Below are 14,324 nucleotides of genomic sequence, written 5' to 3' on the forward strand. Positions count from 1 at the left end.
GGGGCAGGATGGATCACCGTCGACGCCCGCCCGCACCGAGGCAGAAAGAGAGCCCGTGAGTTCCGTCCCGCCCCCCGACCGTTCCGACGACGAACCGGCCCCCTCGATCTCCGACGAGCAGTTGGAGGCGTTCCTGCGGGACGCCGCCGACGGTGGTGGTCGCACCGCGCCCAAGGAGCCGTCGGCGCGGGCGCGGATGGTGGCCCGGCGGTTGCGCGAGGAGCAGGAGCCGACGCCCTGGCGTGCCCCGCAGAGCAACCCGAAGGGCGACGGCCGCGGCCGTCGGCGCCTGGTGGGCACGGTGGTCGGCGTGGTGGCGCTGGCTGCGCTCGCCGTCGTCGCCGTACGGCCCTCCCTGGTCCTGGACCGGCTGCCCGGCGGGGACGACGCCTCCGCGTCGCCGACCCTGTCGGCCGAGTCGGCGCGGCCGACCGGCGCTCCCGGGGAGGCGGCCGGGGCCGAGCGTGCCACGCGCGAGCACCCGTTCCGCGGCTCGCCCGCCGAGCGGTGGGCCGAGGGCGCCGACGCCATCGAGGTGCCGGCGGCGAAGGCGCTGTCCGGCATGAGCAAGGAGGACGTGGCGTTCGCGCTGCGCCGCACCAAGGAACTCCTGGTCGCCGCCAACCTGGACCCCGCCGTACTGCGCGGGGAACGGCCGGACGAGGCGCTGGACGTGCTCGACCCGAAGCAGCCGGAGCTGCTGCCCAAGCTGCGCCGCTCACTGAGCGACCCGGACGCCGACCACGACCCGCTCCGGCTCTTCACCCGCTTCGACCCCGACGAGACCCGCCTGGCCGGTGACGTCGTGAAGGTCCGGGGCCGTATGACGCTCGCCGCGGGCGAACCGGGCGTGGTGAAGGTCAACGCGGACTACACCTTCGTCTACCCGCTGGTCCGGGCCGACGACGCCGACGGGCCGGTCGCCCGCACGATCATCCGCCGCGAGCTCACCCTGACCCTGAACGACCCGGCGAAGTGGAACGTGACCGAGGGCAAGCTCCTGGTGGAGAAGTACTTCTCCGAGTACGGCAACACCGACTGCGACGTCTACGACGGCTACCTGCACCCCGGCTTCCCCGACGACGACGGTCCCGGCGGCGCGCGGCCCACCGGCCCGCTGACCGACCCCTACGACCGGAGCCGACCCCTCTCCGGCTCCGGTTCGGAAGGCTGCGGCCAGGTCACCCGTACCTGACCCGGACGTGACCGGGCCCGGGCGCTCTCCCTCACGCACGCCCGGACCCGTCCCCCGTTGTCCCCTGTGGGGGTCAGTGGGGTGTCACACTCGCTGCCACAGCGCCGGGACGTTCGGCGGCTCCCAGCCCGCGTAGGCCTGGTGGCCCTGCAGGCAGCGGAAGGTGGCGCCGCCGTAGGTCACGGTGTCGCCCGGCTGGTAGACGGTGCCGGCCGCCCAGGTGCCGCCGGGCTCGCCGGGCTCCTCGCCGCCGTCGTCGCCGCCGGTCGTCTTGAGCGTGAGCCCGTAGTTCTGGAGCAGCGCGTTGATCGGCTGGAAGAAGGTCTCGCCGCCGGTGCGGCAGTCGCCCGAGCCGCCCGAGGTGACGCCCTGCGCCTGGCTGCCGGAGATGTAGGAGCCGCCGGAGTCACCGGGCTCCGCGCACACCGTGGTCTTGGTGACCGGGGAGATGGTGCCTTCCTGGTAGGTGACGCTGGTGTTCAGCTGCGTGACGGTGCCGCAGTGCCAGCCGGTCGTCGAGCCGGACCGGCACACGGACGCGCCGACCGGAGAGGCCGTGGAACCGGTGACCTGGACGTTCTGCCCACCGGCGCCGAGCACGTACGGGGTCGCCGTCCAGCTGGAGTTGGTGGCCACCCACGCCATGTCGCGGCCCGGGAAGATCGAGCCCTGGAAGGTGCCCTGGGCCACCCGGTTGGCGCCTGTGGTGCTGGAGCCGGCCCGGCCGCAGTGGCCCGCGGTGGCGAAGCCCTGCTGGGTGCCCTTGGTGATCGGGAAGCCGATCGAGCAGCGGCTGCTGTTGTTGATGTAGTACGCCTCGCCGCCGCGCAGGTCGTAGAAGGTGCGGGGCCGCTCGGTGCGGCTCTTCACCCGGGCGAGGGACCCGTCGACACCGGCCGCCGTCAGCAGCGAACGCGCCGCGGCCGGGCGTATCGCCTCGACGACGACGGTGTTGGTGCGCGTGTCGACGTACCAGACGGGCGCGTCGGCGGTGTTCACACCGGCCGCCGCCTTGTCCAGGCGGGCCTTGGCCGCGTCCAGGTCGGCGAGCGAGTGGCGCACGACCTTCGCCTCGGCGCCCCGCGCCTCGATCGCGGCGACGTCGCCCGCGTCGGTCGTCGCCACGGTCAGGGTGCCGGACTCGGCACCGCGCACCCACGCGCCCGCGAAGTCGCCGCCGAGGGCGGCCCGCAGCCGGCCCGCCGTGGCGCCCGCCTCGGCCTCGTTGACGAGGCGGCGCTCCGCCTGCCGGCGGTCGAGGCCGAGGTCCCGCTGCATGGCCTTGAGGAGAGCGGGCGGCGCGGCGTCGGTGCGCAGGGTCTCGGCGGCGGTGGGGGCGGAGTCGGCGGGTGCCGTCCCGGCGCTCGCGGAGCCGCTGAGCCCGGCCACGAGCAGGGCCGCGGTCGCGGCGACGGCGGCACCCACGGCTCTGTGATGTCGGTGTCGGTGGGGCATGGGGGATCTCCTCGGTCTCGGTGGGGAGGTGCCGAAACCGTAGGGAGGGGCGACCCGCCGGCATAAGAGGTCAGCCGTCCCTCTCCCCGGCGTTATGGAACCCGGCGCCAGGCAACCCGGCGCCAGGCAATCCGGCGCCAGGCAATCCGGCGCCAGGCAACCCGGTGTTACGGCACCCGGTGGGCCGACATCCACTCCGTGTAGCTGTCGCTGTTGGCCGCCACGCTCGCGTGCGCCATGCGCGCCTGCGAGAGCACCTCGGCGGCGGTGTCCTGCCGCTGCGTCGCCGCGTGCCAGCCGAGCAGGTGCCGCCAGGTCAGCGGGGTGTCGGCCAGCGGCCGGGTCACGATCTGGGGCGTGGTCGGGAAGGTCGCCCGGCACAGCCCGACCGCCCGCCCGACCTGCACCAGGTGCACGAGGGACGCGGTGTCCGTCTCGTACATGCGGCGCGGGGTGAAACCGGCCCGGGCGCACGACGCGGTGAAGCAGTCGCCGAAGCAGCCGTCGCCGGGGACGCACGCCCACTCCTCGTCGGCCAGCGCGGTCAGGTCCACCTCGGCACGGTGGGCCAGCGGGTGGCCGTCGGTCATCATGACGAACACCGGGTCGACGGCGACCTCCCGCCACACCAGCCCCTCACCGGGGGGTGGCGACGCGGTGCCGCAGGTCCCGGCCAGCGCGAAGTCCAGCCGCCCCTCCGCGAGCTGCCCGGCCAGCTCCCGCTCGGACCAGGAGGTGCAGGTCGTCATCCGGGCGTCCGGCGCCACACCGGCCAGCCGGTCGAGGAGGGCGCCCAGTAAGGGCCCGTGGGTGCCGCCGATTCGCAGCCGCTCGGCCGTGCGCGGCGCACGGGCGAACCGGGCCGCCTCCTGCTGGAGCTCGGTCACCGCCGGGAGCACGATCCGGCTCCGCTCCAGCACCAGTTCGCCCAGCGCGGTGGCCCGCACGCCGTGCCGGCCGCGCACGAACAGCGCGCCGCCCAGGGCCCGTTCGATCCGCTTGAGCTGTGCGCTCAACGCGGGCTGCGCGAGACCGAGAGCCGTCGCCGCCCTGGTGAGGCTGCCGGCGTCGGCGATGGCCCGGACCGTCTTGAGATGCCGCAACTCCAGCTCCATAGGGGGAGCTTGCGACGCGGGGAGGGCGGGGGCAAGAGGTTGGTACGGACCTCTGGAGGAAACTTCAAGTACTTGCGTCGCCGTTCGCGGCGAGCAGCTCCCGGGTCCGGCGCAGCAGCGCCTCCCGCACGGAATCCGGCGCCAGCACGCGCAACGGCGTGGCGAGGCTGAACAGGTAACGGGCCAGCCCCTCCGTGCTCGACCCGCCGATCTCGACGACCGTGGCGTCCGGTCCGTCGGCCCGGTGCAGTCCGACCGTGGCGGGAATGGACCGCAGCGCCTGCTCCATCGGCACCGGCAGGCGGACGGTGGCCAGCACCGCGTACGGCCCGGTCGCGCTCGCGCGGGACACGAGGAGCGCCGGATCGGGCAGCGGCTCGGTGAACTCGACGGGCCGCCCGGTCGGCTGCACCCGCTCGACCCGGTCCGCCCGGAAGGTCCGCCACTCGCCCCGCTCGACATCCCGGGCCACGAAGTACCAACGCCGTCCGGTGTGCACGAGCCGGTACGGGTCGACGTCCCGCACGCTGGCCCGCCCTTCCCAGTCCCGGTACGCCATCCGGGCCCGTTCGCCCCGCCGGCACGCGGCCGCCAGCTCCAGCAGCATCCCCGCCGCGACCTGCGGTTCACCGGCCCGCGGCGTCTGCACGAACGCGGCGTCCATGTCCCCGAGCCGGTCGCCCAGCCGCTTGGGCAGCACCTGCCGCAGCTTCAGCAGCGCCGACAACGCCGCCTGGTCCCCGCCGAGCGCCCCGCTCAGCGCGGCCTCCCGCAGCCCGACGGCCACGGCGAGGGCCTCCTCGTCGTCGAGGATCAACGGCGGCGTACGCGTCCCCGGCCGCAGCCGGTACCCGCCCCACGGTCCCGGGTCGGAGTCGACGGCGTATCCCAGCTCCCGCAGCCGCGCGACGTCCCGCCGCACCGTCCGCTCCGTGACCTCCATCCGCTCGGCCAGCTCACCGCAGGTCCAGGCGGGACGGACGGCGAGCAGGGAGACCAGGCGCAGCAGCCGGGCGGAAGTACTGAGCACGGTTCCGGAGTCTCCCACGCATCCGTCGCCGACCAGGACCGAACCTGTCCTGGTCACGTCCTACGGTCTCTCCCATGACGACAACGCAGAACACCCCGGCACCGACCTTCCGCTACTCGGCCGTCACCTTCGACTGCTCCGACCCCGCCGCGCTGGCCCGCTTCTGGGGCGAGGCCCTCGACCTCCCCGTCGCCTTCAACACCGACGACTTCTATCTCCTCGGCGGCAAGGACGGCGCGCCCGGCCTCGGCTTCTGCCGCCTGACCGACTACCGTCCGCCGACCTGGCCGGGCACCGACCAGGAGAAGCAGGCGCACATCGACGTCGGCGTCGACGACCTGGACACGGGGGAGGCCCGCCTGCTCGCCCTGGGCGCCACCAAGCCCGACTTCCAGCCGTCACCGGACCGCTGGCGAGTGCTGCTGGACCCGGCGGGTCATCCGTTCTGTGTGTCTACGGTGGCGTGAGCCGGGGGAGCGCTACTCGCTCTCGAAGACGGCCTCGGCCGAGGAGACGGTGACAGCCCGTGCGAGCCAGTGACGGAGAACCTCGGGATCGCCGCACTCCGTGATGCGCGTACGGACACCGTCCGGGATGTCGAGGCCACGCTGTTCCAGGACGATCAGGAGAGCCTCGGCGCTGGCCTGAGCACGGCCCTCGTCCCGGATCTCTTCAGAGATGTACGACTTGTAGAAGGAGAGGTCCATGGCCACCAGATTCCTCCAGAGGTGCTTGGCCGGGCGGTTGCGGGTGGGCAGCTGCGCCGGTCCGCTGTTTACCGGTTGCTGAGCCCACTTGGCCGTCGCGTAGTCCTGGCAGACGACCAGGAGCGCTGTGGGCAGCCGGTATTTCGTCCACAGGTACGAGACGTAGTACGCCCAGCTCGCGGGCTTGTCCGGGTCCTTCTTGCCCTGAGCCTCGACGGCCAGCAGGAAGGCCCCCTGTTCTGCGGTCTCGAAGCGCAGGAGTGTATCCACGCGGCGTTCGACGGGGCTGGCCTCGGTGAGGTCGGTCGGCAGTGCCGTCGCCCCGATGGGTTTCGGGATGTCGATGCCGAGGAAATGTGAGACGCGACTGAACAGTCCGGGGTCGTGCTGGAAGATGCGGTGCATCGCCTCGTGGGGCGGGCTGACCATGGGGTTCCTTGCGGTCTCAGGGATGGGAGGCGGCTGCCGTGCGGCAGTCGCGGCAGTGAGGTTCGGTCTCGGGGCCGCGGAAACTCCGGTCGCAGCCTTCGCAGTTCTGGAGTGGGTGGCGCGGTGGCGGTACGGCGGCCGACGGCGTGCGGAACGGGGGCGGTGGTGGCAGCCGGTCGGTGAGGCGGTGGGCGAGGAGGGCGGCCGGGCGGTGCAGTGGCTCGTCCGGGAGGCCGGTGGTCAGGGCGTGGCGTACGGCGCCGGGGGTGACGTCGCGCTCCAGCCAGGCGGCGACCCCCGGGACCAGGTGCGCCGTGTCCGTCGCGGAGAGCAGCAGCCGGGCGTCGCGTCGCCGCAGGTCGGCCAGGAGGTCGAGGGCCGTCTGGAGGAGCGCGGGGGCGGTGCTGCCCGGCTGCGGTACGGCGGGGAGCGCCTTGTGTCCCGTGCGGCCCGGGGGTGGAGGCGTGCGTTTCGCGGGTGGGCACCCCGTGTCGGCCGGTTCGCGGCGGCTCGCGTGCGGCTGGTCGCAGGAAACCGTGCGGGTGACGATCCGGCCGGTCTCCGTGCGGTGGCGCTCGCGGCGCAGGTAGCCGTGGGCCTCCAGCTCGCGCAGGGCGGCAGCGATACGGGTCGGCCCCTCCGGGAAGCGGGCGGCGAGCGACTTGATGTCGGCGCCCGCGCCGGTGGGCAGCGACGTGGACCGCATGGTGGCTGCGCGGATCGCGAGGCGAACGGTTTTCGAGCGCTCACCCGCCCCCGCGCTCAGCTTCGTCCTGGAAGAGGGGGTGGTGCGCCGTCCTATCGGGAGCACAATGGTGTGGCGTGAGCAGCTCGAACGGCTGCTGGAGGTGGGGCGTTTGCACAACGTGGTCCTTCAGATGATGCCGATGGACTGCGATACCCATTCCGGAACTGACGGCACGATTGAGTTGCTGAAGTTCGAGGACGGGTCGGCGGTCGGTCGGTCCGACGGCGCCTTCGGTGGTCGGCCGACCTCGGACCCCAAACACCTGCGCATCCTTGAACTGAGGTATGGCACGATCCGGGCTCAGGCACTCTCGCCTCGGGAGTCGCTGGCCTTCATCGAGCAACTGCTGGGAGAAACATGACCCCCGAGACCGAACTGGTCTGGTTCAAGAGCAGCTACAGCAGCGGCAACGACGGCAACTCCTGCGTTGAACTGGCCCTCACTCCCGCCACCGTCCACGTCCGCGACTCCAAGACCGCCGACATCGCCGGTCCCCGCCTGACCCTCACCCCCGCCGCCTGGGCGAGCTTCCTGCCGTACGCGTCGCAGCGCTGACCTCCTGCGTTCCGACGACCGCGAGCAGCTCCAGCAGCCCCGCGCTGTCGGTCCCCACGGCCGGGGTGAACCACAGGAGCCGCTGGCGGCCGTCCTCGCTGAAGAGGTTGAGGCAGTTGACCTCGATCAGGCCGACCGCCGGGTGGACCAGCCGTTTCCGGTCGTCGCGCCGGAACGCCACGTCATGGTCGGCCCACAGCGCGGCGAACTCGGGGGAGACCCCGAGCAGCGTACGGATCATCGAGCCGACCTCCGCGTCCTTGGCGTCCCGCCGCGCCGCGGCGGCCCGCAGGTCGGCGACGAAGGCGCGGGACTGGATCGCGTGGTCGGCCTCGGGATACAGCAGCCGGGCCTCCGGCTCGGTGAACCACCGGTGGACGAAGCTGGCGCGGGGCCCCCGGTAGCCGGACTGGTCCCCGAGCAGCGCCACGGCCAACGGATTCTGTACGAGGGTGACGTGCAGGTCGGTGATCACCTGCGCCGGGGTCGAGGTCATCCGCCCGAGCAGGTCCAGCATGCCGGGGTGCACGTGCGAGGCGGGCCCGCCCTGCACGGGAACCGGCCGGTCGGCGAGCCGGTACAGATAGTCCCGCTCGTCGGCGGACAGCCGCAGCGCACGGGCCAGCGCGGCGATCATCTGCTCGGAGGGCTGGGACCCGGCGCCACGCTCCAGCTCGTTGTAGTAGTCCACGGACGCCCCCGCGAGGTGGGCCACCTCCTCGCGGCGCAGCCCCGGCACCCGGCGGCGCGGCCCGGCGGGGAGTCCGACGTCGGCCGGGCGGATCCGCTCCCGCCGCGACCGCAGGAACGCTCCCAGCTCGGCGTACTTCACAGCGCTCATACGGCCCATTCTGCGCCGGACCGGGCCGCTGACCCAGGGGATGGCATCCCCTGGCTGCGGCGGCCGACCGGGCGCATCGTGGAGCCATGACCACGCACACGAATCAACAGACCGCAGTCGGACGCGTCGCCGTCGTCACCGGCGGATCGCGCGGCATCGGCCGTGCCGTCGCGCAGAAGCTCGCCGAGGACGGACTGGCCGTCGTCGTGAACTACGCCCGCGGGGCCGCGGCCGCCGACGAGACGGTGGCGGCCGTCACCGGGGCCGGCGGACGGGCGATCGCCGTACAGGCGGACGTGGCGGAGGAGAAGGAGGTCGCCGCCCTGTTCGACCGGGCGGAGCAGGAGTACGGCGGTGTCGACGTGGTCGTGAACGCGGCCGGGCGGATGACGCTGTCGCCGATCGCCGACCTGGACCTGGCGGCGCTGGACGCCATGCACCGCACCAACATCCGCGGCACCTTCGTCGTCGCCCAGCAGGCCGCGCGGCGGCTGCGGGCCGGGGGCGCCTTCATCGGGTTCTCGACGTCCGTCGTCGGTGCGCAGTTCCCGACGTACGGCGCGTACGCGGCCAGCAAGGGCGCCGTGGAGGCGATGACGATGATCCTGGCGCGGGAGCTGCGCGGGCGGGACGTCACCGTGAACACGGTCGCGCCCGGCCCGACGGCGACCGACCTGTTCCTCGACGGCAAGACGCCCGAGCAGGTGGACAAACTCGCGAAGACGCCGCCGCTGGAGCGGCTGGGCACGCCGGAGGACATCGCGGCCGTGGTCGCCTTCCTGGGCAGCCCCGCCGGGCACTGGGTGAACGGCCAGATCCTGCGCGCCAACGGAGGGCTGGTCTGACATGCCCTTCGCCCACTTCAAGGTCCCCGCGGGCACGCTCTCGCCGGAGGACAAGAAGAAGATCGTCGAACGCACCACCGACCTCTACGCGGAGATCTACGGGGAGCGCGCCCGCCCGACCACCGTCGTCCTGGTCGACGAGGTCCCGGACGGCGGCTGGGGCGTCGCGGGCAACGTCCTCACCGCGGCGATGCTGAACGGGGAGGGGTAGCGTCACCGGGAGGCCTTCGTCTCATCCAGTGATCGGGTGCTGGCCACGAGGTTTACATGCGCGTAACACTTAAGTGTCCCGCGCGCGGCAACGGCGCCGAGCGCCTCCCACCGGTCGCTGCATGCGACCGGTGCCCGCCGTGCCAGAAAGGGCCCCTGTGACGACGCGAAGCGAGACGCAGACCACCCTCGACCACCTGCTCACCGAGATCGAGCACCGCAACCCGGCCCAGCCCGAGTTCCACCAGGCGGCCCACGAGGTTCTGGAGACCCTGGCACCGGTCGTCGCGGCCCGCCCCGAGTACGCCGAGCCGGGCCTCATCGAGCGGCTGGTCGAGCCGGAGCGCCAGGTGATGTTCCGGGTGCCGTGGCAGGACGACCAGGGCCGCGTCCGCGTCAACCGGGGCTTCCGCGTCGAGTTCAACAGCGCGCTGGGCCCGTACAAGGGCGGTCTGCGCTTCCACCCGTCCGTGAACCTGGGCGTCATCAAGTTCCTGGGCTTCGAGCAGATCTTCAAGAACGCGCTGACCGGCCTCGGCATCGGCGGCGGCAAGGGCGGCAGCGACTTCGACCCGCACGGGCGCAGCGACGCGGAGGTCATGCGGTTCTGCCAGTCCTTCATGACGGAGCTGTACCGGCACATCGGCGAGCACACGGACGTCCCGGCGGGGGACATCGGCGTCGGGGGCCGGGAGATCGGCTACCTCTTCGGCCAGTACCGCCGGATCACCAACCGCTGGGAGTCCGGCGTCCTCACCGGCAAGGGCCAGGGCTGGGGCGGCTCGCTGATCCGCCCGGAGGCGACCGGCTACGGCAACGTGCTGTTCGCGGCGGCGATGCTGCGCGAGCGCGGCGAGGACCTGGAGGGCCAGACCGCGGTCGTCTCCGGCTCCGGCAACGTGGCGATCTACACCATCGAGAAGCTGGCCGCCCTCGGTGCCAACGCCGTCACCTGCTCGGACTCCTCCGGCTACGTCGTCGACGAGAAGGGCATCGACCTCGACCTGCTGAAGCAGATCAAGGAGGTCGAGCGCGGCCGCGTCGACGCGTACGCCGAGCGCCGGGGCGCCTCGGCCCGCTTCGTCCCCGGCGGCAGCGTCTGGGACGTACCGGCCGACCTGGCCCTCCCGTCGGCCACGCAGAACGAACTCGACGAGAACGCCGCGACCGCGCTGATCCGCAACGGCGTGAAGGCGGTCTCCGAGGGCGCGAACATGCCGACCACCCCCGAGGCCGTCCACCTGCTCCAGCAGGCGGGCGTCGCCTTCGGCCCCGGCAAGGCGGCCAACGCGGGCGGCGTCGCGGTCAGCGCCCTGGAGATGGCGCAGAACCACGCCCGTACGTCGTGGACGGCGGCGCGGGTCGAGGAGGAGCTGGCGGACATCATGACCAGCATCCACACCACCTGCCACGAGACGGCCGAGCGCTACGACGCCCCCGGCGACTACGTCACCGGCGCGAACATCGCCGGCTTCGAGCGCGTGGCCGACGCGATGCTGGCCCAGGGCGTCATCTGAGGCCCGGGACCGGGACCGCGGGCGAGGCACGCGGGAGGTGTGCCCCGTATGGCCCTGTCGGCCGTCCGGGGCACCCGGCGAAACTTGCGGCCATGCAGAAACTCTCCCTCGACGCCCTCGCCCGCGAGCACCTCGAACGCGCCGCCGCCGGTTCCAACGGCCGCAGCGCCACCACGGTCCACGGCGGCCACGAGCTGGTCCTGCGGCAGACCCTCCTCGCCCTGACCACCGGCACCACCCTCGCCGAGCACGAGAACCCCGGCGAGGCGACCGTGCAGGTGCTGCGCGGCCGGGTCCGCCTCACCAGCGGCGACACCTCCTGGGACGGCCGCACCGGTGACCTCATCCTGATCCCCCCGGCCCGCCACAGCCTGGAGGCGCTGGAGGACTCGGCGGTGCTGCTGACGGTGGCCAAGACCGGCTGACCGGCGGGCCGGGGCGCCGGCTGAACCGGAGGCGAACAGCCCGGGAACACCCCACGGAGTCCGGGCGGCGGCTTGCCGAACCCCCTACCGTTCGCGTGCGCACTGTTCTTGTCTGTTCGAATGGTGCGTGCAGTGGACAACGGAACATCGGTGCCCGAGCGGGCGGAGGTACGGCTGAGACAACCGCTCCCCCCGCTCGTCATCGCCCCGCCGGACCCGAAGCCCGCGGGCCACCGGCGGGCGGGCGGCCGGCTGTACGTCATCGACGGCATCCGCCTGCTGGCCGCGCTGATGGTGGCGGCGCACCACTACGCCGGGACCTGGCGCGCCGACCGCCCCGGCAACCCGATCTGGGACCGCCCGGTCTCCGAGATCATGCCCACGGTGTTCCGCCTCGCCTCCTACGGCTGGATCGGCGTCGAGATCTTCTTCGTCATCAGCGGCTTCGTGATCTGCATGTCGTGCTGGGGCCGCAGCCCGCGCCAGTTCTTCGTCTCCCGGGTGATCCGGCTCTACCCGGCGTACTGGTTCGCGGTCCTGTTCACCACGGCCGTACTGACCGCCGTACCCGGCGTGTGGGAGCGCCTGCGGCTGCGCGAGGTGCTGCTCAACCTGACCATGCTCCAGTCCGGCTCCGGTGTGCCCAACGTCGACGGCGTCTACTGGACCCTCTGGTCCGAGCTGCGCTTCTACCTGCTCTTCCTGGTCGTCGTCGCGATGGGCCTGACGTACCGCAGGGTCGTGGTCTTCTGCTGCGTGTGGGGCGCGGTCGCGATGCTCGCGCCGGTCGCCCGGCTGCCGTTGCTCGAACTGGTCGCCAACCCGGACGGCGCCTGGTACTTCATCGCGGGGCTCGCGCTCTACCTCATGCACCGCTTCGGCCAGGACCTGCTCCTGTGGGGCATCCTCGCCATGGCGTGGCTGATGGGCCAGCTGGAGCTGGGCAACCGCATCGAGGACGTCGAACGCGTCTCCGGCTGGCGCGGCAGCGTGGCGATCTTCACGGTCTTCCTGCTCTTCATGGTCGCCGTGGCGCTCGGGTACACCGACCGGATCCGCTGGAAGTGGCTCGTCACGGCGGGCGCCATGACCTACCCCCTCTACCTGGTCCACTACGCGGCCGGCACGGCCCTCATAGCCCGCCTCCGCGACACGATGGACGCCCGCCTCCTGATCGCCGTACTCGTCACGGGCTTCCTGCTCCTGAGCTACCTGATCCACCGCTTCGTCGAACGCCCGCTGTCCCGCCTGCTGAAGCACGGCCTGAACACATCCTTCGCCCGGCTGCGCAACGCGGACAACAGCCCCTGAGACGACGGCGCCCGGCCTCTCGATCGATGGGACCATGTTCGGAACATCGCATCGAACGACGTCGACGACGCAGGGGGAGGCCGCGCACGACATGGCCCGTTACACGGAGGCACTGACCGTCGAGCGGGGCGGTTTCCGGATCAAGGTCCCGGAATCCTGGTGGGAGTTCGACGTACGCCCGGAGTCGCGGGACGACTCCATCCGCCGCATGGTCGACGACCGCGTACGCCGACATCCGGAGCTGGCCCCCTCCCGCGCCGCCTACGTCACCTTCCTCCAGAAGGCGGCCTCCGACGCGTGGAAGTCGGGCGCCCTGTACTGCGGCTGCATGGCCGAGAGCTTCGGCGGCGACACCCCGATCACGGGCTCGGTCACGGTCTCCCTGATCGGCGGCCGCACGTCCACCGGCGAGCCCCTCCCCACCGACCCGGGCGCCATCGCCGCCCAGCTCGCGGTCAAGGAGGCGCGGAAACCCGGCGACTCCTGGCGCAGGGTCACCACGGTCGACATCCCCGGCGTGGGCCACGCCGCCCGCACCCAGGGCGTGGAGGACATCCCGGTCCCGGACGACGCCCTGAACCGCACGGTCCGCGCCGTGCTCATGCAGACGTACATCCCGGTCCCCGGCCAGGAGGGCAAGGTCGCCCTGGTCGCGGGCAGCAGCCAGGTCCTCGACCTCGCGGACTCCTTCTTCGACATCTTCGACGCGATCACGTCGACGTTCCGGTTCGCGGGGTGACCAAGGACTGGGACTGGCGGACCGGCGAGCGGCTGCTGGCTCTCGACGACCCGGCGGAGTGGGACGCCGCTTTCGCGCGCGGCGAGCGCAGCCTCGGTACGGCGGCCATCGGCCTCGCCTTCAACTGCTCGCTGGAGGAGGCGTCACCCCGGATCGTCAGGGCGATGCGACTCCCGGACGTCGCGCAGCGAGGTTTCGCCTTCACCGCGGCGGGGACGGCGGCCCGTCTCAACGGCACGCTGACGCCGGAGCTGTACGCCGCACTGCGGGCGGAAGGGCCGGGCCGCAGGAGCATCGCCGTGAACGCCATCGACGACACCCTGACCTTCGTCCCCTTCCGACGACTGCCGACCTGGCTGAAGTGCTGGAGCGTCACCTCAACGGCACGGAACAAGCTGGACGCGTGGCGGCTGAGCTTGGCCTTCGCGGCGAGCGACGCCTGGAGAGCGGTGCGCAGACGCTGACCCGCGTCCTCCCGCGAAGGAGTGAGCCCCGTCGCCCGGACCGAACGCACCACGCAACTACTTCCGGCACTACGACCCGGCGACAGCGGCCTATGCCAGCCCCGACCCCTTGGGGACGGAGGCCGGCCCGAATCCGGCACCGGGCCCCGGCGCGGTCTGGACGGCGTGATGACCACTGACCGGGAGCCGTGCAGTGGAACGGGTGGGCCGTCGTCCGTCTCCGGGAGATCCTGGGCGCGGACCTGGCGGCGCGACGTCCGCCGGGTGCCGGCAGCGCTCTCCACCTGGGCGAGGCCGAGGTAGCGGGACTCTGGTACGAGGAGGAGAACGCCTCCGCAAGGGTCCGGGTTTGATCTCCGTCACCCCCGGGGTATTCTCTCCGGCCCGATTGGCCAGCCCCGCGCCCCGTATGGCAGACTAGCGGGGTTGCTCGGTCGAGTGCCGATGCTGCGCGCCTCCCGCCGGGGGGACCGGAAGCGAGTCCCACAGTACTCGTCGTCCCTGCTCAGGGGCGGACGTACGGGAATCTTCCGGGAAGCGTCAGCGGGGTGCAGGCCAGGCACCCGGTGGGCCTCTCGCCCCCGGCCCGCGGTTCCGGAAGGGTCCGCACTCCCATGCAGGGAAGTCCCGAAGAGGGACATCCGTGTCAGCGAGGGTGCGACACGCCCGACCGCGTGGGTCGGAGGGGGAGCGGAATGGACAAGGGCCACCGGGTCCAGAGCGTTACGAGAGACAGGA

Annotated in this window: 16 protein-coding genes and 1 pseudogene; 11 read left to right on the forward strand and 6 right to left on the reverse strand. The window is 72.5% G+C overall.

Annotation, left to right across the window (positions count from 1 at the left end; genetic code table 11):
- Positions 1–55: 55 nt before the first annotated feature.
- On the forward strand, positions 56–1,195 hold the full coding sequence (locus tag ACZ7MF_RS02605; RefSeq protein ID WP_471474079.1) for a hypothetical protein: 1,140 nt from the start codon (positions 56–58) through the stop codon (positions 1,193–1,195).
- Positions 1,196–1,279: 84 nt separating this feature from the next.
- Here ACZ7MF_RS02605 and ACZ7MF_RS02610 read toward each other — a convergent pair whose 3' ends face one another.
- The 3 genes from ACZ7MF_RS02610 to ACZ7MF_RS02620 all read right to left on the reverse strand — a co-directional run bounded on the left by ACZ7MF_RS02610 (position 1,280) and on the right by ACZ7MF_RS02620 (position 4,795).
- Positions 1,280–2,650: an alpha-lytic protease prodomain-containing protein gene (locus ACZ7MF_RS02610; RefSeq protein WP_471474080.1), complete on the reverse strand. Its 1,371-nt coding sequence runs from the start codon at positions 2,648–2,650 to the stop codon at positions 1,280–1,282.
- A 167-nt stretch (positions 2,651–2,817) separates the two neighbouring features.
- Positions 2,818–3,765 (reverse strand): LysR family transcriptional regulator, encoded by a 948-nt coding sequence (locus tag ACZ7MF_RS02615; protein WP_471474081.1) that lies wholly within the window; start codon positions 3,763–3,765, stop codon positions 2,818–2,820.
- A 64-nt stretch (positions 3,766–3,829) separates the two neighbouring features.
- Positions 3,830–4,795 (reverse strand): helix-turn-helix transcriptional regulator, encoded by a 966-nt coding sequence (locus tag ACZ7MF_RS02620; protein ID WP_471474083.1) that lies wholly within the window; start codon positions 4,793–4,795, stop codon positions 3,830–3,832.
- A 74-nt stretch (positions 4,796–4,869) separates the two neighbouring features.
- Between ACZ7MF_RS02620 and ACZ7MF_RS02625 the strand changes: the two genes are divergently transcribed.
- Complete coding sequence (locus ACZ7MF_RS02625) at positions 4,870–5,262, forward strand: VOC family protein (RefSeq protein WP_388514328.1); 393 nt, start codon at positions 4,870–4,872, stop codon at positions 5,260–5,262.
- A gap of 12 nt (positions 5,263–5,274) precedes the next feature.
- On the opposite strand, the gene ACZ7MF_RS02630 is transcribed toward ACZ7MF_RS02625, so the two are convergent.
- Both ACZ7MF_RS02630 and ACZ7MF_RS02635 read right to left on the reverse strand, forming a co-directional pair.
- Positions 5,275–5,931, reverse strand: coding sequence for a hypothetical protein (locus tag ACZ7MF_RS02630; protein WP_471474084.1), 657 nt, complete (start codon positions 5,929–5,931; stop codon positions 5,275–5,277).
- Positions 5,932–5,947: 16 nt separating this feature from the next.
- Positions 5,948–6,637 (reverse strand): helix-turn-helix domain-containing protein, encoded by a 690-nt coding sequence (locus ACZ7MF_RS02635; protein WP_471474085.1) that lies wholly within the window; start codon positions 6,635–6,637, stop codon positions 5,948–5,950.
- Here ACZ7MF_RS02635 and ACZ7MF_RS02640 point away from each other — a divergent pair.
- Together ACZ7MF_RS02640 and ACZ7MF_RS02645 are read left to right on the forward strand one after the other, a co-directional pair.
- Positions 6,624–7,040: pseudogene (locus tag ACZ7MF_RS02640) on the forward strand (DUF5753 domain-containing protein); the annotation flags it as partial. The gene ACZ7MF_RS02635 and the pseudogene ACZ7MF_RS02640 overlap by 14 nt on opposite strands.
- Complete coding sequence (locus tag ACZ7MF_RS02645; RefSeq protein ID WP_471474087.1) at positions 7,037–7,234, forward strand: DUF397 domain-containing protein; 198 nt, start codon at positions 7,037–7,039, stop codon at positions 7,232–7,234. The pseudogene ACZ7MF_RS02640 and the gene ACZ7MF_RS02645, both read left to right, overlap by 4 nt.
- On the opposite strand, the gene ACZ7MF_RS02650 is transcribed toward ACZ7MF_RS02645, so the two are convergent.
- Positions 7,185–8,084, reverse strand: a complete 900-nt coding sequence (locus tag ACZ7MF_RS02650; protein ID WP_471474088.1) for a helix-turn-helix transcriptional regulator — start codon at positions 8,082–8,084, stop codon at positions 7,185–7,187. The two genes, ACZ7MF_RS02645 and ACZ7MF_RS02650, sit on opposite strands and share 50 nt — an antisense overlap.
- 77 nt (positions 8,085–8,161) lie before the next feature.
- On the opposite strand from ACZ7MF_RS02650, the gene ACZ7MF_RS02655 reads away from it, so the two are divergent.
- The 7 genes from ACZ7MF_RS02655 to ACZ7MF_RS02685 all read left to right on the forward strand — a co-directional run bounded on the left by ACZ7MF_RS02655 (position 8,162) and on the right by ACZ7MF_RS02685 (position 13,586).
- Complete coding sequence (locus ACZ7MF_RS02655; RefSeq protein WP_471474089.1) at positions 8,162–8,920, forward strand: SDR family oxidoreductase; 759 nt, start codon at positions 8,162–8,164, stop codon at positions 8,918–8,920.
- Position 8,921: 1 nt separating this feature from the next.
- Positions 8,922–9,131, forward strand: a complete 210-nt coding sequence (locus ACZ7MF_RS02660) for a 4-oxalocrotonate tautomerase family protein (protein WP_226030262.1) — start codon at positions 8,922–8,924, stop codon at positions 9,129–9,131.
- 157 nt (positions 9,132–9,288) lie between these two features.
- Complete coding sequence (gene gdhA, locus ACZ7MF_RS02665) at positions 9,289–10,647, forward strand: NADP-specific glutamate dehydrogenase (protein WP_471474091.1); 1,359 nt, start codon at positions 9,289–9,291, stop codon at positions 10,645–10,647.
- A 92-nt stretch (positions 10,648–10,739) separates the two neighbouring features.
- Positions 10,740–11,072, forward strand: coding sequence for a cupin domain-containing protein (locus ACZ7MF_RS02670; RefSeq protein WP_398322235.1), 333 nt, complete (start codon positions 10,740–10,742; stop codon positions 11,070–11,072).
- Positions 11,073–11,204: 132 nt separating this feature from the next.
- A complete protein-coding gene (locus tag ACZ7MF_RS02675; protein WP_471474092.1) occupies positions 11,205–12,383 on the forward strand; it encodes an acyltransferase family protein in 1,179 nt (392 codons plus the stop codon).
- A 91-nt stretch (positions 12,384–12,474) separates the two neighbouring features.
- Complete coding sequence (locus tag ACZ7MF_RS02680) at positions 12,475–13,122, forward strand: hypothetical protein (RefSeq protein WP_471474094.1); 648 nt, start codon at positions 12,475–12,477, stop codon at positions 13,120–13,122.
- Positions 13,119–13,586, forward strand: coding sequence for a hypothetical protein (locus ACZ7MF_RS02685; protein WP_471474095.1), 468 nt, complete (start codon positions 13,119–13,121; stop codon positions 13,584–13,586). The genes ACZ7MF_RS02680 and ACZ7MF_RS02685 overlap by 4 nt, the downstream gene beginning before the upstream one ends.
- Positions 13,587–14,324: the final 738 nt, after the last annotated feature.

The sequence above is a fragment of the Streptomyces sp. NPDC111628 genome (assembly GCF_055635195.1).